This is a genomic window from Pantoea sp. X-Soil-YNGN-844, from assembly GCF_059730595.1.
This window is the reverse complement of the sequence record NZ_AP036007.1, coordinates 2600763-2618312: the sequence shown is the minus strand read 5'-3', so window position 1 is coordinate 2618312 and position 17550 is coordinate 2600763. Positions and strand designations below refer to the sequence as shown.

General features: G+C 56.8%; 19 protein-coding genes and 1 other annotated feature. Of the genes, 3 read left to right on the top strand and 16 right to left on the bottom strand.

Annotated features, from left to right (window positions below; translation table 11 throughout):
* Positions 1-56 precede the first annotated feature (56 nt).
* The 12 genes from AC6I8C_RS12310 to hisL form a co-directional block, all read right to left on the bottom strand.
* Positions 57-533, bottom strand: coding sequence for a YbaK/prolyl-tRNA synthetase associated domain-containing protein (locus AC6I8C_RS12310; RefSeq protein WP_497822641.1), 477 nt, complete (start codon positions 531-533; stop codon positions 57-59).
* Positions 520-852: a helix-turn-helix domain-containing protein gene (locus AC6I8C_RS12305; protein ID WP_497822640.1), complete on the bottom strand. Its 333-nt coding sequence runs from the start codon at positions 850-852 to the stop codon at positions 520-522. Before AC6I8C_RS12305 ends, AC6I8C_RS12310 begins: the two co-directional genes overlap by 14 nt.
* Positions 849-2165 (bottom strand): type II toxin-antitoxin system HipA family toxin, encoded by a 1317-nt coding sequence (locus tag AC6I8C_RS12300; RefSeq protein WP_497822639.1) that lies wholly within the window; start codon positions 2163-2165, stop codon positions 849-851. Before AC6I8C_RS12300 ends, AC6I8C_RS12305 begins: the two co-directional genes overlap by 4 nt.
* A gap of 113 nt (positions 2166-2278) precedes the next feature.
* A complete protein-coding gene (gene hisIE / locus AC6I8C_RS12295; RefSeq protein WP_013358441.1) occupies positions 2279-2890 on the bottom strand; it encodes a bifunctional phosphoribosyl-AMP cyclohydrolase/phosphoribosyl-ATP diphosphatase HisIE in 612 nt (203 codons plus the stop codon).
* Positions 2884-3660 carry an imidazole glycerol phosphate synthase subunit HisF gene (gene hisF / locus AC6I8C_RS12290; protein ID WP_033783632.1) on the bottom strand — a complete coding sequence of 259 codons (777 nt, stop codon included), beginning with the start codon at positions 3658-3660 and terminating at the stop codon, positions 2884-2886. The genes hisIE and hisF overlap by 7 nt, the downstream gene beginning before the upstream one ends.
* The gene (gene hisA / locus AC6I8C_RS12285) at positions 3642-4379 is read right to left on the bottom strand and encodes a 1-(5-phosphoribosyl)-5-[(5-phosphoribosylamino)methylideneamino]imidazole-4-carboxamide isomerase (RefSeq protein WP_497822638.1); all 738 of its coding nucleotides are present in this window, start codon (positions 4377-4379) and stop codon (positions 3642-3644) included. Before hisA ends, hisF begins: the two co-directional genes overlap by 19 nt.
* Positions 4379-4969: an imidazole glycerol phosphate synthase subunit HisH gene (gene hisH / locus AC6I8C_RS12280; RefSeq protein ID WP_033733213.1), complete on the bottom strand. Its 591-nt coding sequence runs from the start codon at positions 4967-4969 to the stop codon at positions 4379-4381. The genes hisA and hisH overlap by 1 nt, the downstream gene beginning before the upstream one ends.
* Positions 4969-6036, bottom strand: a complete 1068-nt coding sequence (hisB, locus tag AC6I8C_RS12275) for a bifunctional histidinol-phosphatase/imidazoleglycerol-phosphate dehydratase HisB (RefSeq protein WP_497822637.1) — start codon at positions 6034-6036, stop codon at positions 4969-4971. Before hisB ends, hisH begins: the two co-directional genes overlap by 1 nt.
* Positions 6033-7109 (bottom strand): histidinol-phosphate transaminase, encoded by a 1077-nt coding sequence (gene hisC / locus AC6I8C_RS12270; RefSeq protein ID WP_497822636.1) that lies wholly within the window; start codon positions 7107-7109, stop codon positions 6033-6035. Before hisC ends, hisB begins: the two co-directional genes overlap by 4 nt.
* Positions 7106-8410, bottom strand: a complete 1305-nt coding sequence (gene hisD / locus AC6I8C_RS12265; protein WP_497822635.1) for a histidinol dehydrogenase — start codon at positions 8408-8410, stop codon at positions 7106-7108. The genes hisC and hisD overlap by 4 nt, the downstream gene beginning before the upstream one ends.
* 3 nt (positions 8411-8413) lie before the next feature.
* On the bottom strand, positions 8414-9313 hold the full coding sequence (gene hisG, locus AC6I8C_RS12260) for an ATP phosphoribosyltransferase (protein WP_098052877.1): 900 nt from the start codon (positions 9311-9313) through the stop codon (positions 8414-8416).
* A 48-nt stretch (positions 9314-9361) separates the two neighbouring features.
* Positions 9362-9482, bottom strand: a sequence feature (His leader region).
* The gene (gene hisL, locus AC6I8C_RS12255; RefSeq protein WP_187495778.1) at positions 9458-9505 is read right to left on the bottom strand and encodes a his operon leader peptide; all 48 of its coding nucleotides are present in this window, start codon (positions 9503-9505) and stop codon (positions 9458-9460) included. Its footprint overlaps the feature before it by 25 nt.
* 179 nt (positions 9506-9684) lie before the next feature.
* Here hisL and AC6I8C_RS12250 point away from each other — a divergent pair, with 179 nt between their 5' ends.
* A complete protein-coding gene (locus AC6I8C_RS12250) occupies positions 9685-10512 on the top strand; it encodes an SDR family oxidoreductase (protein ID WP_497816968.1) in 828 nt (275 codons plus the stop codon).
* A 165-nt stretch (positions 10513-10677) separates the two neighbouring features.
* Here AC6I8C_RS12250 and AC6I8C_RS12245 read toward each other — a convergent pair whose 3' ends face one another.
* From AC6I8C_RS12245 to puuD, 3 genes are read right to left on the bottom strand one after another with little or no spacing between them, the layout of a single operon-like run.
* On the bottom strand, positions 10678-11955 hold the full coding sequence (locus AC6I8C_RS12245) for an NAD(P)/FAD-dependent oxidoreductase (RefSeq protein WP_497822634.1): 1278 nt from the start codon (positions 11953-11955) through the stop codon (positions 10678-10680).
* A 19-nt stretch (positions 11956-11974) separates the two neighbouring features.
* Entirely contained in the window at positions 11975-12532 is a 558-nt protein-coding gene (gene puuR, locus AC6I8C_RS12240; protein ID WP_013358432.1) for an HTH-type transcriptional regulator PuuR, read from the bottom strand.
* Complete coding sequence (gene puuD / locus AC6I8C_RS12235) at positions 12525-13292, bottom strand: gamma-glutamyl-gamma-aminobutyrate hydrolase (RefSeq protein ID WP_497822633.1); 768 nt, start codon at positions 13290-13292, stop codon at positions 12525-12527. The genes puuR and puuD overlap by 8 nt, the downstream gene beginning before the upstream one ends.
* Before the next feature lie 204 nt (positions 13293-13496).
* Between puuD and AC6I8C_RS12230 the strand changes: the two genes are divergently transcribed.
* Both AC6I8C_RS12230 and AC6I8C_RS12225 read left to right on the top strand, forming a co-directional pair.
* Entirely contained in the window at positions 13497-14912 is a 1416-nt protein-coding gene (locus AC6I8C_RS12230) for a glutamine synthetase family protein (RefSeq protein WP_013358430.1), read from the top strand.
* A gap of 403 nt (positions 14913-15315) precedes the next feature.
* Positions 15316-16674: an APC family permease gene (locus AC6I8C_RS12225; protein ID WP_013358429.1), complete on the top strand. Its 1359-nt coding sequence runs from the start codon at positions 15316-15318 to the stop codon at positions 16672-16674.
* Positions 16675-16722: 48 nt separating this feature from the next.
* Here the strand turns inward: AC6I8C_RS12225 and ygbI are convergent, their stop codons facing one another.
* Entirely contained in the window at positions 16723-17484 is a 762-nt protein-coding gene (ygbI, locus tag AC6I8C_RS12220) for a DNA-binding transcriptional repressor YgbI (RefSeq protein ID WP_497822632.1), read from the bottom strand.
* Positions 17485-17550: the final 66 nt, after the last annotated feature.

Below are 17550 nucleotides of genomic sequence, written 5' to 3'. Positions count from 1 at the left end.
TTATTCTGTCGTGATGAGTGATTATGCAGAGTATCGCCGGGCTGCCGGGATGGCAATTATTGCGTTATCTCTATCACGTCAGCCTTGCACAGCGCCCGGTAGTCTTCGGTGTTCAGGATCACTGAGCGCTCCAGCAGACCGGCGTTAAATGCGATCTCCGGATAACGTTCAAAAAGCGCGGGGTCCACAATCAGTCGGAGGTCGGGATGAAAGCTGAACGGCGGAATCGCGCCAAACACGCAGCCGGTCAGCAGATCGGTCTCCGCCGGGCTGGCGAGTGAGGCGCGTCGTCCACCGACCGCTGCGGCGACTTTGCCCAAATCGGCCTGCTTATCGGCCGGTAAAACCGCCAGCACATGCTGTTTAACGCCGTTGCCCTTTACATGACAGACCAGCGCTTTCGCGCCCTGGCCGACTTCGGTGCCGCGTATCGCCGCCACGGCTTCACATTTACCGGTCGCCTCATGTTGCATCAGGCGATAGCGCGCCTGGTGCTGGTCGAGCAGGGCGATTAATTTTTCATGGGTGGTCACGGTTCTCTCCTGCGGTCAGTTGCAGCATCAGTGTCTGCAGCATATGCGATTGACGCGGCACGATGCCGGTTTTCAGACCCAGCGGCTTAAGTGCCCGGTTGAGGGTAGCCAGCGTGGTATTCTCCCTGTCCTGTTCGATATCTGACAGTGTCCGGCGGCTAATCCCTGCCAGCGCGGCATAACGTTCCTGAGAGAATCCCAGCACGTTTTTGCGAAGCTGCATCAGGAGTTCGCCCTGTGACAATTTCTCTTCAAGAAACTGCTGAAGAAGGTCCAGCAGCATCGCTTCACGTTCAAAAGGTGACAGAATTTTTTTCATAGTTGCCAGCCTTCAATACGCTGCTCCAGATAATCGAATCCCATCGCTGGCATAGTCAGAATTGATGCCGGAACGCCTCGCTGTTGCAGGCGCTCTCTGAGTCCGGTTAGCTGGCGGGCCAGCGCGGCCAGTTCGGCCAGTAATCTGTCAGATGGGATCAGATCATTTAAAGCCTCAGCAATCAGCCGCCATTGATAATGTCCCCCCTCTTCAAACGGTGATCCCCACTGCGTCGTTCGTACCACGCCTTCGGGATCGGCTTTCATCGGGGCAAAATCATAGATGGGGGCAAGCCACATACCGGTGTTCTGTTTCAGGATTGCGCTGTTACGGCCATGATTATCAGAATTGCCAAACGCAATATTCAGCATGTCGCGTCTTACCCACTCAATGACGAATCCCTCCTGCACAGCCCTTTCAGGATTAAGTCGTTTAATCAGCGTACGGATCACCTCGAAATGATTGAGATAGCTGCCCGGCGGCTTCTGGAGTATCGAATAGACAGACTCGAGGCCGTACAGCACTTTCTGGCCTTCGATATAAGCCACATCAAAGCGAGGCAACCATAAAGAGGGATAGCGGCTACCTTCGCGCAACTTCATGTGCTCACAAGGGATTGTGTCAAAACCCATTGCCTCAAGCTCATGATAGTAATGGTATTCGGCGCGAAGTATGTCGCAGTCGATTGCACTGCGTGTTCCGCGCGGATACTTGACCAGATAATGGGCATCCTGATTGTGTAAATCATCCTGCCAGGTATCTATCCAGACCTCATCCTGCGGCGTACAGCGTAATAAGAGTTTTGGTGCCTCACCGCCGGCCCCGGTCGCTCCGCCGCTGGCTGCACCCATTTGCTGTGCGTACGCCAGAAAATCACTGTCACGTTCGATGACCCATTCAGAGGGGAAGCGCCGATCGCGCAACTGACTCTGAGCGGGCAATGCGGGTACTGACTCTTTAATACGCAGATTTCCCACTGGCGCAATCGTGCCGGATTTCAACAGCCAGTAGTCCTGTTCAGCCGCAGATTTTCCCTGCAACCCCAGTTGCTGAACCCAGTAACGTCGGCTGGCACCGGCAGGTATGATGTCATCAAGGAACGTAAACCACGGACGTGCGGCATAACTGCCAATAAGCATGACCGGATAATTCAGACTGCAGCTGGCGTAATCATTCCGATCGAGATAATCAACAGCGTAGTCAAAGTCGTAAGCAAGTAAGGCGGCGCTTTCACGCCCCTGGAGGGGATGCTGAATATTGAGTTGAGCGGCATCAGACCAGCGGCCTTTAATAAATAGCTGGAGTGTGAGCATGGCAACACCTGTTGAGCAATATTATGCTCAACAATAGCGTTTAATTTGATTTTTGAGAAGGATTCTGCTCAAAATCCGTATAAAAATGAGATTCTGAGCAGGTTATTGCACAATTACTTGTGGCGCGCACGCAGGTTATTAATCACGGCACTGAAGTCGAGATTCTGATCCTGCAACAGCACCATAAGGTGATAGACCAGGTCAGAGGCCTCATTGGTGAGTTCATCCCGATCGTTGACGGTCGCTGCCAGCGCAGTCTCCACGCCTTCTTCGCCCACTTTCTGCGCGATGCGCTTGGTACCGCTGGCGTAGAGTCGTGCTGTATAAGAGCTGTCAGGGTCGGCCGTTTTACGCGACGCCAGCAGCTCTTCCAGCTGATAAAGGAAGGTCCACTCAGGCACGGCCGGCGAGAAGCAGCTGGTGGTGCCCAGATGGCAGGTCGGGCCAATCGGATTCGCCAGCACCAGCAGCGTGTCATTGTCGCAGTCAGGCGTAATGCTCACTACCTGCAGAAAGTTGCCGGACGTTTCGCCTTTGGTCCACAGACGGTTTTTGGTGCGCGAGAAAAAGGTGACATTGCCTTCTGCCAGTGTTTTTTCCAGCGCCTCCGGGTTCATGTAGCCATGCATCAGCACTTCGCCTGAGACGTTATGCTGAACGATGACCGGCATCATGCCCTCTGTTTTGTCCCAGTCGAGAAGAGCCTGTTGTTGTTGAGTTAGCACGCGCGAATCTCCACTCCGTTGTCGATCAGAAAGCTCTTCAGCTCACCAATATTAATAATCTGCTTATGGAATACCGAGGCGGCCAGAGCACCATCGACATTCGCCTCGGTAAACGCCTCCAGGAAGTGCTGCATGGTGCCTGCGCCGCCAGAGGCGATCAGGGGCACGTTGCAGACTTCACGCATTTTCTTCAGCTGCACCAGGTCATAGCCGTTACGCACGCCATCCTGATTCATCATATTCAGCACGATCTCGCCTGCGCCCAGCTTCTGCACTTCCTGTACCCACTCCAGCGTTTCCCACTGTGTCACGCGGGTACGCGCTTCATCACCGGTGTACTGATTCACCTGATATTTGCCGCTGGCTTCGTCAAACCAGGTATCGATGCCGACCACAATACACTGCACGCCAAAACGGTCCGCGAGGCGGGTGATGAGCGTAGGATCGGCCAGCGCTGGTGAGTTAATGGAGATCTTGTCCGCACCAAACTCAAGAATGCGCGCCGCGTCCTCCGGGGTTTTGATGCCGCCCGCGACGCAGAACGGGATATCGATCACTTCCGCAACGCGTGACACCCAGCTTTTGTCAACGACCCGGCCATCGGATGAGGCGGTGATGTCATAGAAGACCAGTTCGTCGGCACCTTCAGCGGCGTAGCGCTGCGCCAGCGGCACGATGTCGCCGATGATCTCGTGATTACGAAACTGTACGCCTTTGACCACCTGGCCGTCACGTACGTCCAGGCAGGGAATTATCCGTTTTGCCAGCATGAGATCGCCTCCGAAACTGTGAATTTATCTTCCAGCAGCGCACGTCCGACAATCACGCCCTGAACACCGCTGCCGCGCAGTGCGGCGATATCATTGAGGTCGCCGATGCCACCCGATGACTGGAAAGCGATCGTCGGGAAGCGCGCCGTCACTTCCTGATAGAGCGCGACGTTAGATCCGCTCAGGGTGCCGTCACGAGAAATGTCGGTACACAGCACGTGTTTCAGGCCCACCTGCTGAAAATCGGTAATCACCTCTTCCAGGGTGACGCCCGCCGCTTCCTGCCAGCCACTGATCGCCACTTCTTTGCGGTTGCTGGCATCAATGCGCACATCTAACGCGAGCACAATCGCCTCTGCGCCAAACTCCGCGAACCACCGTTTGACCTCTTCAGGCTCTTTCACGGCAGTGGAACCGACCACCACACGACTCGCACCCGCTTCAAGCAGTGCATGAACGTCATTACGGCTGCGAATGCCGCCACCGACCTGCACCGTGACATCAACGCCGTCAAGCAGGGTTTTCAGCAGCGCGATCTGGCGTTTCGCCGGATCTTTCGCGCCGGTTAAATCCACCAGATGCAGCACGGTCGCGCCCTGGCTGACGTAATCCTGCAGACGTGGCAGCGGATCGCTGCCGTAATCGCGCTGCTGGCCATAATCGCCCTGATGCAGGCGAACCACTTTGCCGTCAATTAAATCTAACGCGGGGATAATCATTACATCTCCAGGAAGTTTTTCAGCAGCTGCGCGCCCGCTTTGCCCGAGCGTTCCGGATGGAACTGGACGCCGAAGAAGTTATCTTTCTGCACTGCGGCGGTGAAGGCTTCACCGTAGTGACACTGAGCGATGGTGCTGGCGTTGACCGGCATCGCATAGCTGTGAACGAAGTAGAAATACGATCCTTCATCAATGCCGCGGAACAGATGATTGCCCGCCTGCGCGGTAATCTGGTTCCAGCCCATGTGCGGCAGCGGCAGGCCATGGGTGTCCATGAGTGACACCGGCTCATCGATAATGCCCAGCGTCGGCACGCCGCCGTTTTCATCGCTGCCGCGTCCCAGCAGCTGCATACCCAGACAGATGCCCAGCACCGGCTGGGTACAGGCTTTCACCAGATCGATCAGGTCACGCTCTTCCAGCTGATTCATTGCCGCCTGCGCGGTACCGACGCCAGGCAGAAACAGTTTATCGGCGCGCAGCACCACATCGGAATCGCGGCTCACTTCCGGGGTATAGCCCAGACGTTCAATCGCCCATTTCACTGAGGAAAGGTTGGCGCAACCGGTATCCATGATCACCACGTTCATCACAGCACTCCCTTCGAGCTCGGCAGGGTATTACCCTCAACGCGGATCGCCTGACGCAGCGTACGACCAAAGGCTTTAAACAGGCTTTCGACGCGGTGATGATCGTTCTTGCCTTTGGTTTTCAGATGCAGGGTGCTCATCATGGCGTAGGAGAGCGAGCTGAAGAAATGCTCGACCATCTCAGTGCTGAGGTCGCCCACGCGCTGATAGTTGAATTCGGCTTTGAACTCGATGTGCGGACGGCCGGAGATATCCAGCGCGCAGCGCGCAAGGCATTCATCCATCGGCAGCACAAAGCCAAAGCGGCCAATACCGCGTTTGTTGCCCAGCGCTTTCAGTAATGCTTCGCCCAGTGCCAGGCCGGTATCTTCCACCGTGTGGTGATCGTCGATATAGAGATCGCCTTTCACTTCGATGTTCATGCGGAAGCCGCCGTGCACCGCAATCTGGTCCAGCATATGGTCAAAGAAACCCACGCCGGTATTAATCTTGCTGCCGCCTTCGCGGTCCAGCCACAGTTCGACCCGAACCTGCGTCTCTTTTGTATTACGCTGCACCAGTGCATGGCGGTCACGCTGAGTCAGACGCTGCTGGATAGTCTGCCAGTTCTCGCCGTCGGCACCGTAGCGGATAGGCTGAATGCCCATGTTCTCCGCCAGCTGCACGTCGGTCAGACGATCGCCAATCACATAACTGTTGGCGGTATCCAGTGCGCCTTCTGCCAGCCAGGCTTCTACCATTCTGGTTTTCGGCTTGCGGCAGTCGCAGTGATCGTCCGGCATGTGCGGGCAAATCAGCACATCGTCAAACGCAATGCCCTGTGAGGTCAGGACCTGCATCATCAGATTGTGTGGACCATCGAAATCCGCCTGCGGGAAACTGGCGGTGCCAAGACCATCCTGGTTGGAGATCATCACCAGGTGATAACCGGCGGCCTGCAGCGCCAGCAGCGCCGGGATAACGTCTGGCTCAAACGCCAGCTTATCCATACGGTCGACCTGATAATCCTCAGGCGGCTCAGAGATTAACGTCCCGTCGCGGTCAATAAAAAGGGTCTTCTGACTCATGCTTGCTCCAGAGAAAAGGCTTGCAGCGCGGCGATCGCTCGTTCGCACTCTTCACGCGTGCCGATGGAGATGCGCAGGCATCCCGACAGGCCCGGATTTTTGTTCTGATCACGCAGGATAATGCCCTGATCCCATAAGGTTTTGAAGACTTTTGGAGAATCGGTAAAGCGCGCCAGTACATAGTTGGTTTCGCTGGGGAAAACCTGCTCAACGCAGGCCAGCTGCGCCAGTTCAGCCAGCAGCCAGCCGCGATTGTCATTCAGCTGGGCCACATGTTCGCGCATCAGCGCAATTCCCTGCTCGCTCAGCGCCTGTCCGGCGACGTCGGCAACCGGTGTCGCCAGCGGGTAGGGCGCAATCACTTTCATCAGCAGGTCGATCACCGGCTTATTCGCCAGCGCAAAGCCGCAACGCAGGCCCGCCAGCGCAAAAGCTTTTGAAAGGGTACGCAGGATCACCAGGTGCGGATAATCCTTCAGCCAGCCGGTCAGCGTTGCCTGCGGGCAGAACTCAATATAGGCCTCATCGGCTACCACCAGCGCTTTACCGGCGGTCATCGCCAGCAGCTGACGGATGTCGTCCTGATTAATCAGGTTGCCGGTCGGGTTGTTCGGGCTGCAAAGGTAAACGACTTTAACGCCATCAAGCTGTTCCGCAATAGCAGGCAGGTTCAGCTGCCAGTCATTCAGCGCCGGCGCGGTGCGATATTCAATGCCGATAGTTTCGGCGCTGACGCTGTACATACCATAGGTCGGCGGGCAGAAGAGAATGGCATCCTGTCCCGGCTCACAAAAGGCGCGCATGATTAGTTCGATGGCTTCATCCGCGCCACGGCTGACCAGCACCTGCTCCGGCGTTAAACCTGCGTAAGCCGCATAACGCTCAATCACCAGCTTAGGCTGACATTCCGGATAACGGTTCAGCGTCTGCTGCGACAGCTCAAACGGCACCGGCAGCGGGAATTCGTTGGCATTAAGCCAGACATCTCCGTTACCACCCAGACGACGCGCCGACATATAGGGCGTCAGGGCGCGTACATTGGCACGCGCCAGCTGCTCAATATCCTGACTCATGCTTGCTCCTTCAGTGCGGCAACGCGCAGGGTGACGGCATTTTTGTGGGCATCCAGCTGCTCTGCGGCGGCCAGGGTTTCAATCGTGGCGGCCAGATTCAGGAAGCCCTGCGGCGTCAGCTCCTGCACCGTCATGCGTTTCTGGAAGTCGGCCAGGCCCAGGCTGGAACAGGTCGAGGTATAACCGTAGGTCGGTAACACGTGATTGGTGCCCGAGGCGTAATCGCCCGCGGACTCCGGCGACCAGTCACCTAAGAAGACTGAACCGGCGCTGGTGATCGACTCCACCAGATCGCGCGGCTGACGGGTCTGCAGAATCAGGTGCTCCGGGCCGTAGAGATTAGAGATGGCGACACACTGCGCCAGATCACGCGCCACAATCAGGCGACTGCTCTCCAGCGCCTGACGCGCCGTGGCCGCACGTGGCAGCTGCGCCAGCTGCTGTTCAACCGCGTCGGCAACCGCCTCAGCCAGCGTCAGTGAAGGCGTCAGCAGAATCACCTGCGAGTCAGGACCGTGCTCGGCCTGTGAAAGCAGATCGGAGGCGACAAACGCGGGCGTGGCACCTTCATCGGCAATCACCAGCACTTCGGACGGACCGGCAGGCATATCAATCGCCGCGCCATCGAGTCGCTGACTCACCTGACGTTTCGCTTCGGTCACCCAGGCATTGCCCGGGCCAAAAATCTTGTCCACGCGTGGCACGGTTTCGGTGCCAAAGGCCAGCGCGGCAATAGCCTGCGCACCGCCCACCTGGAACACCTCTTCTACACCGCACAGCTGCGCAGCATAAAGGATCTCATCGGCAATCGGCGGGGGCGAACAGAGCACCACACGACCACAACCGGCGATGCGGGCAGGCGTCGCGAGCATCAGTACGGTAGAGAAGAGCGGGGCGGAACCGCCAGGAATGTAGAGCCCGACCGATTTCACCGGGCGGGTGATCTGCTGGCAGCGCACGCCGGGCTGCGTTTCGACATCCACCGGCGGCAGAATCTGCGCGTTGTGGAAGGTTTCGATATTGCCCACCGCGACGGCCATCGCCTGCTTCAGCTCGTCACTCAGTAGGGCGCTGGCGTCTGCGATTTGCTGCGGCGTCACGCGCAGGTTTTCCACCTGCGCCTTGTCGAAGCGGGCGCTGAAGTCGCGCAGCGCGTCATCACCGTTCAGCTTTACCTGCTCCAGCACATTGCGCACCGTCAGCGTGACGTTTTCAGAAGCGGCGATGGCAGGACGCAACAGCAGCGCCTGCTGCTGTTCGGGGGTGCACTGCTGCCACTCAATCGGGGTAGAAAAGGCCATGGCTTACTCCATCATCTTCTCAATAGGCAGCACCAGAATTGAACTGGCACCCAACTCTTTCAGTTTTTCCATGGTTTCCCAGAACAGGGTTTCGCTGCTGACCATGTGCATTGCCACGCGGCTGACATCGCCTGCCAGCGGCAGAACGGTCGGACGCTCCGCGCCAGGCAGCAGGCTGATTACCTCTTCCAGCCGTTCACTCGGCGCGTGCAGCATGATGTACTTCGATTCACGCGCTTTAATCACGCCCTGAATACGGGTCATCATCTTGTCGATCAGCTCCTGCTTGGCGGCGGGCATCTCGCCGTCGCGCTGGATCAGGACGGCTTTTGAACGATAGATGACTTCCACTTCACGCAGGCCATTGGCTTCCAGGGTGGCACCGGTAGAGACCAGATCGCAGATGGCGTCTGCCAGACCGGCGCGGGTCGCCACTTCCACGGAACCATTCAGCATACAGGTTTTAAAGCTGACGCCTTTTTTGTCGAGATACTGTTTGAGCAGATGCGGATAGGAGGTAGCGATGCGGGATTTATCGAGGCATTCCGGGCCAGTGTACTCGGCGTCTGTCGCCATCGCCAGTGAGAGACGGCAACCGCCGAAATCCAGGCGGCGCAGCGTAAAGTAGCGCGGGTCTTCGCCCTGAGCGCGGCGTGAGAGTAACTCTTCTTCCAGCACGTTTTCACCGATGATGCCGAGATCGACCACACCGTCCATCACCAGGCCAGGGATATCGTCATCGCGCACACGCAGGATGTCGATCGGCATGTTCTCCGCAAACGCAATCAGGCGCTGTTGCTGAAGGTTGATTTTAACGCCGCAGCGTGCCAGCAGTTCGCGTGAATCATCACTTAAACGGCCAGATTTCTGCATAGCTATGCGTAAACGGGTGTTATCTAACATGGTTCCTGTCCTCTTAATCCTGTCCTGAATGTGTGGTTGCGTCAGCCCATAAAAAAACCCCCGGAAGACGATCTTCCGGGGGTTCTCTTGCGTTCACACCACTGGAAGATCTTAAAAGTCTTCCAGCACCAATCGCCTGAAAGACTAGTCAGGATGATGGTGGTGATGATGGTTGAACTGAACGCGTATCATAATAATCTCGTCGATGAATGAGTATTCATTTGTGGGGATTAACCTAGCGAAGATGGCAGCACTTGGCAACACTTTTTTAAACAGGCGGTTCGGAAAGCGCTGAAACAGGTTGTTCTGGTTTGCAATCCGGGGGCAAACTACGGTGAAGTCAGGGTTGATGTTTCACGTCAGGAGTCAAAATGAAGAAGGTCGCGATTGTGGGACTGGGCTGGCTGGGTATGCCGCTGGCCACGGCGTTAACGGCGCGAGGCTGGCAGGTCACCGGTAGCAAAACCACGCCAGACGGTGTTGAAGCCGCACGCCGCTGCGGCATTGAGGCGTTCCAGCTGGAACTGACGCCGGAACTGCTGTGTGATGCTGCCGATATCGAGCCGCTTTTCAACGTCGATGCATTAATTGTCACGTTACCTGCCAGCCGTACTGCGGAAGGCGGTGAAGCTTATCTGCAGGCGGTGCAGAATGTGGTCGATACCGCGCTGGTGTATAAAGTGCCGCGCATTATCTTTACCAGCTCAACGTCGGTCTATGGCGGCAGCTCTGGCATTAAACGGGAAAACAGCCCGCTGACCGCCGAAACGGTAGCTGGTAAAACGCTGGTTAAGCTGGAGAGCTGGCTGCACGATCTGCCAGGGACCAGCGTGGATATTGTGCGTCTGTCCGGTCTGGTCGGGCCAAAGCGTCATCCGGGACGCTTCCTCGCCGGTAAGCAGGATGTGGCGAATGGCTCGCAGGGCGTGAATCTGGTCCACCTGGATGATGTGGTTGAGGCGATTACGCTGCTGCTGCAGTCGCCAAAAGGGGGCCGGGTGTATAACCTCAGTGCGCCGAAACATCCGACGCGTGACACCTTCTATCCCGCCGTTACGCGCCAGCTTGGTCTGCAGCCGCCGCAGTTCGCGCCAGAGGCCATAAAGGATAGTGGGAAGCTGATTGATGGGTCACGTATCTGTAATGAACTCGGGTTTGAGTATCGCTATGACGATCCGGTGAAGATGCCGCTGGAGTAACAGGCGGCTGTCGTTGATGTGGGGGCAGGGCGCCCCCGCTGAAAGGCTTCTGTTTTGTTATCTTAATAGTTACAACATACTTTGTTATCTTAGTCTGCAGGGCAGAATGTGCCCCGCAGAAAGACCGTTATCCGGCTGGCCAGATGCAATGCCTGGCCCTTAGTCTTACACCCCTAGCCGATCCCTCAACGCATACCATACCGCGCCCATCGCCGTCAGCGGCACCTTGAAGCGTCGGCCACCCGGAAACGGCAGGTGAGGCAGGCGGGCAAATGCGTCAAACCGCTCGGCATCGCCGCGTAATACTTCGCTAATCAGCTTGCCGGAAAGATGGGTACTGGTGACGCCATGACCGCTGTCGCCCTGCATAAAATAGACATTCTTCTCCATCCGACCAAACTGCGGCATACGCGACAGCGTCAGCAGGAAATTGCCACTCCAGCTGAAGTCCAGCTTCACGTTCTGCAACTGCGGGAAAGTGCGGCGCAGCTTGGGCCGGATTAGCGCTTCAATGTCAGCCGGTTCCCGCGCGCCGTAGACCACACCGCCGCCATAGAGCAGCCGGTTGTCAGCGGTCAGACGGAAGTAATCCAGCAGATAGTTACAGTCTTCCACACAGTAATTGTTCGGCATCAGCGACAGTGCCTGATCGAGTGTCAGCGGCTCAGTCGCCACAATCTGCGATCCGCACGGCATGCTTTTCCTGCTCAGGCGCGGCTCCAGTTGCGGTGAGAGATAAGCATTACCAGCAAAGATCACAAACGTCGCACTGACCTCGCCGTGAGCGGTTTTCACCCGGTTAGGGGAGCCATAAACCACATTTGTCGCTGCGGACTGCTCATAGATGCGTCCGCCATGTCGCCGGATGGCTTCCGCTTCTCCCAGCGCCAGATTCAGTGGATGCAGATGGCCGCCACGTCGATCCAGCAGTCCGCCGACGTAACGTTCGGTGGCAACTTCGCGGCGAATAGCGCGTTCGTCCAGCAGCTCCAGATCGTGATTGCCATACTGCTGCCATAGCGTTTTTTGCTTTTGCAGATGCGCCATCTGTCTTGGATTCAGCGCTGCAAAAATGCCGCCGGACCGGTAGTCGCAGTCAATCGCATACCGCTTAATGCGATCGCGGATAATCTCAGCGCCTTCAAACATCATGCTGCCCAGCATGCGGGCGCTCTCTTTGCCGTAGCGTTGTTCAATCACATCCACGTCGCGGCTGTAGGAGTTCACCACCTGACCGCCGTTTCGCCCGCTGGCACCAAAGCCGACGCGCGCCGCTTCCAGCACGACCACGTCGTAGCCCACCTCAGTCAGATGCAGTGCCGCTGAGAGACCGGTAAAACCGCCGCCAATAATGCAGACGTCGCACTGAATGCTCTCCTGCAGGGTCGGCCAGGGCGCATGCGGATTGGCGGTCGCTGCGTAATAACTCTCCACATAATTCATAACAACCTCCGGGAAGCGCCTAAAAGTTGGCTGGCGTGTGGGCACTGACAATGCGGCAGGGGATTTCAGCCCTGTTGGTGAAGCTGTGCGGTAAGCCGGTATCAATCACATAGCTCTCTCCGGCGGAGAGATGAAACTGCTGACCGTTAATCACCAGCGTAATTTCACCTTCCAGCAGCGTGCCGGTCTCTTCGCCTGGATGACGCAGCTTCTCGCCGGTGCTGGCACCGGGTTGATAGGTTTCCAGCAGCATGCCCAGCGTGCGTTGCGCACGGCCATTGTCGATGAGCTTCAGCGACACACCCTGGCTGCCAATTTCCAGCAGATCGCTGGCGCGGACAATCACCTTTGGCTCTGCGTGGGGTTTGGGTTCTGAAAAGAATTCCGACAGCGACAGCCCATAGACTTTCAGCAGCTTCTGCAGGGTGCTGACCGCCGGGCTGACCTTATCCTGCTCAATGGTGCTGATGGCGCTGTGGGTCAGTCCGGCCAGTTCGGCAACGCGACGTTGCGACAATCCCATCGTCTGCCGAATCTGCGCCAGCCGTCGTCCCGGTGCCAGCGTGACATCACTCATCTGCTTTTCCCCTGTGATAGCGAAGGGCGGCCTGAATAAAACCGCTGAACAATGCCTGCGATCCCGCCGTGCTTTCCGGCTGCCATTCGGGATGCCACTGCACCGCGAGGGCGAAGGGATGATGACGCAGACTCACCGCCTCAATCAGGCCATCCGGCGCGCGGGCCTCAACGCGCAGCTGCGGCCCCGGTTCACGTACGCCCTGATGATGCAGAGAATTGACCGAAAGCGGCTTGCTGCTGTCCAGCAGCGTTGCCAGCAGGCCATCCGGTTCGATAGCGATCGGATGCGCTGGCGCATACTGCTGATCCAGTGGCAGCGTCTCATCTTCATGATGACGCTGAAATTCTGACTGCTTACTGAGATCCCGCCACAGCGCGCCACCATTGGCCACCACCAGCTCCTGCAGTCCACGGCAGATCCCGAACATCGGCATTTTGTGGCTGGTGGCCCAGGTGATGAGCTGAAAGGCGAGACGGTCGCGGCCCGGATCGGCGTGCGGTTCTTCACCGGCTTCACCATAATGCCAGGGTTCGATATTGCTGGGACTGCCGGTGAACAGCAGACCATCCAGCACAGCCATAGCGTTTTCTGATAGATGAGGCGCATTAATAAGACTATGGGGCAGGGCGAGAGGCACGCCACCCGCCAGGACAATCGCATCAATATATTTGTTATGCACCGTCTGAGTCGCATGGTCGCCCAGATCTTTCTGGCACATCACTACGCCAATCAACGGTTTGTCAAAAATAATGCCCATCTTACGTCCTCGCATTACTGGTCGAAATATCTACCGAAAGGGCACGTCTGGCGGTTAAGTGTGCAATATTTTTTCAATCTAGCAATCTGCTGTTTGTTCTTCAAACAGATTTGTTACATTTGCACACTTTTTATGTTGGCGCTATGTTAGTGGTGTGGCTGTTATTTTGAGCATTACGCAAACCTAATAGGGGCGGGTGAGATCATGACTAACCTGGTAGAAGTGGAAGACTTCACGCTTCACAGTGAAGAGAAACGAACCAGCGCGTTCCAGCTTGAGGTGAAAGCCTGGCTGGAGCGCCATCCTGAAACGCAGTATGTCGACATCCTGTTAAATGATTTAAATGGTGTGTTCCGCGGCAAGCGCATTCCGGTTTCTGCGCTGCCTAAGCTGGAAAAAGGCTGTTATTTTCCCGCCTCAGTGTTTGCCATGGATATCCTCGGCAATACGGTGGAAGAAGCGGGACTCGGCCAGTCTCTTGGTGAACCCGATAATCTCTGTCTGCCCGTTAGCGGCACGTTAGTTCCCTCCGCCTCTGACCCTCAACACATTGCTCAGTTGCTCTTAACCATGTGCAACCAAGATGGCACTCCCTTTGACGTTGAACCCCGAAATGTCCTCAACCGGCTGTGGCAACAGTTGCGTAACCGAGGTCTGTTTCCGGTGGTAGCGGTAGAGCTGGAGTTCTATCTGGTGGACAAAAAGCGCGATGCTGAAGGCTTTATCCAGCCGCCCTGTTCGCCCGGCAGCGATGAACGCAATATGCAGAGCCAGGTCTACTCGGTCGATAATCTCGATCACTTCGCTGATGTCCTGCGCGATATTGACGATCTGGCCCGTCAGCAGGGCATACCGGCTGATGGTGCGCTGGCGGAAGCCTCCCCCGGACAGTTTGAGATCAACCTGCATCATACCCGCGACGTGCTACGCGCCTGCGATCATGCGGTGCAGCTGAAGCGCCTGATTCGTCAGGTCGCGGAGAATCACGGCATGACCGCCACCTTTATGGCGAAGCCTTATGAGGAGTATGCGGGCAGCGGAATGCACGTGCATATCAGCATGCTGGATGCCGCCGATCACAATGCCTTCGCCTGCGATGACGGCAGCGATTCACCGCTGATGAAACGTGCGCTGGCGGGCATGATCGACCTGATGCCGGCGTCAATGGCGCTGCTGGCACCCAACGTGAATGCCTATCGCCGCTTTGTCCCTGAAGCCTATGTGCCGTTGCAGGCTTCGTGGGGGCATAACAACCGGACCGTCGCGCTGCGCGTGCCGTGCGGAGATATCGACAACCATCGTATTGAGTATCGGGTGGCGGGCGCTGATGCCAATCCCTATCTGGTTGTCTCGGCTATCCTGGCCGGGATGCTGCATGGGCTTGATACGCAGCTGCCATTGCCGAATCCGGTCACCGGCAACGGACACCATGCCGAAGGGCTGGCCCTGCCGATACGGCAGAGCGATGCGCTGTATGAGTTTGACAGCAGCTATCCGCTGCAGAAGTTACTGGGCGAACGCTTTGCCAGCGTCTGGCACAGCTGCAAAAACTATGAACTGATGCAGTTTGAACGACTGATTACGTCTACGGAAATAGACTGGATGCTGAAAAACGCCTGATGGGCTTCTCAGCGTGACTCTGTTCTGCTTTTTTTTGCATAAGGTGCCCCAACGGCTTGTATTACTGCCACGGGTTAGGGCAGAATACGCGGCCTGCAAAATCAGATGATAACCGACGCTTAACGCGCCGGTTATTTTTTTGCATCCAGTTTTAACAGAGCGTTTTTGCTGACTTAACCGAGGCCGGGCACGCACCCGGATAGATAAACACTGAAAACACGCGTAAGCGTGAGATTGAGGATTACAAAGATGGGGATGTTTTTCACTCTGCCAGCCAACGCTGGTACGCGTTTTCGTGATGACTACGGCGCCGCGTCAACCGCTAACCTTACTCCCTGTCGCTTAATGCGCAGTTGCCCTGTGACCCAGCCCAGCCAGGTTGTCGCACAGGGGGGACTGAAGCATGTCGCTTAATACCTCCGCCGCACCGCAGCGTGCGCAACTCAAAAAGACGCTTACGTTACTTCCGGTCGTCATGATGGGCTTAGCTTACATGCAGCCTATGACCCTGTTCGATACCTTTGGCATCGTTTCCGGGCTGACCGATGGTCACGTCGCCACCGCTTATGCTTTCGCGCTGATTGCGATTCTGTTCACTGCCGTGAGTTACGGTAAGCTGGTACGCCGCTTCCCCTCTGCGGGCTCCGCTTATACCTACGCTCAGAAGGCGATCAGTCCGCACGTCGGCTTTATGGTCGGCTGGTCATCACTGCTGGACTACCTGTTCATGCCGATGATCAACATCCTGCTGGCTAAAAACTATTTCGAATCGCTGGTGCCGGGCATCCCATCTTGGATTTTCGTGGTGTTGCTGGTCGGCTTTATGACGCTCTCTAACCTCAAGGGCATCAAAACCGTCGCCAACTTCAACAGTGTCATTGTGGTGCTGCAGGTCATTGTCATGGTCGGGATCACCGGCATGGTGATCTACGGTGTGGCAAGCGGCGTCGGCTCCGGTACGCTGGTGAGCAGCCGTCCGTTCTGGTCTGAGAATGCGCATGTGGTGCCGATGATTACCGGTGCGACTATACTCTGCTTCTCGTTCCTCGGCTTTGATGGCATCAGTTCGCTGTCGGAAGAGACCAAAGATGCAGAACGCACCATCCCGCGCGCGATTTTCCTGACGGCGCTGATTGGCGGTGTGATCTTTATCGCAGCATCTTACTTCCTGCAGCTCTACTTCCCTGACATCACCCGTTTCCAGGACCCGGACTCCTCACAGCCTGAGATCATGCTGTTCGTAGCCGGTAAAGCGCTGCAGGTCGGTATCCTGATCTTCTCGGTGGTCACGGTACTGGCATCCGGTATGGCGGCGCACGCAGGCGTATCGCGTCTGATGTATGTGATGGGCCGTGATGGTGTGTTCCCGGAGCGTTTCTTCGGTTACATCCATCCAAAATGGCGTACCCCGTCGCTCAACGTACTGCTGGTGGGTGCGATTGCGCTGATGGCGATTAACTTTGACCTGGTCACCGCGACCGCGCTGATTAACTTCGGTGCGCTGGTAGCGTTTACCTTCGTGAACCTGTCGGTGATTGCACAGTTCTGGATCCGTGAGAAGCGTAACCGCACGCTGAAAGATCACGTTCAGTATCTGCTGCTGCCGCTGCTCGGCGCGATGACGGTCGGTGCGTTGTGGGTGAATCTGGAAGAGAGTTCTATGGTTCTGGGCCTGATCTGGGCCGCTATCGGAATTATCTACCTGGCATTCGTGACCCGCAGCTTCCGCAATCCGGTGCCGCAGTTCAGCGAAGAAGTTTAATTGCGCTAACGTTGCCGCCTTCCCGGTCTCAGGGAAGGCGGCGACAGCTTAACCAGCCAGTACCAGTTCACAGCTCCCCGCACTTAACAACTCCCGCGCCGACTCACTCAGATGCGTGTCTGTCACTACCCGATCAAAGCTCTCCAGCGGTAAAGCCAGAAACGTCGCAATCCTGTTGTACTTCGAACTGTCACTCAGCAATACCCGCTTACTGCTCACTTCACTCACCGCCTGCTTCACCATCACTTTATCTTCATCCGGCGTAAACAAGCCACGCGGCCCCCAGCAGGAGGCGGAAATAAAGGCAATATCAATGGCCAGATGACGCAGGCTGCGTGCCGCCGACTCGCCGACACAGGAGCGGTTCTCCCGGCATACGGTGCCGCCCGTGTGAATAACCCGGCACTGACTGGCCTCCATCAGCAGATTCGCCACCATAAAATCATTGGTCACCACCAGCAAATCATCGCGATCCACCACTTCTCTTGCCAGGGCTAACGTGGTGGTTCCGGCATCCAGGTAGATGCAGCTGTTACGTGGGATCTGTCGGGCGGCGGTGCGACCAATGGCGCGCTTTTCATCGTTGTAGAGGGTGCTTTTCGTCAGATGGGACGGTTCCGCCGCCAGTCGATCGGCGGAGCGCACGCCGCCGGAAACCGACAGCACGGCGCCTTGTTCTTCCAGTTTCTGCACATCCCGGCGTATCGTCATGTGCGATACGCCCAGCCGCTCAGTTAACTCTGCAATGCTCACCACGCCCCGATCGGCCACCAGTGCCAGAATCTGTTGATGACGTTCAACCGGAATCATATCTGCTCCCTGATAATTACCATTTTTTCACATTATAAAGTATCTGCCGGTCAACCAGAACAAAAA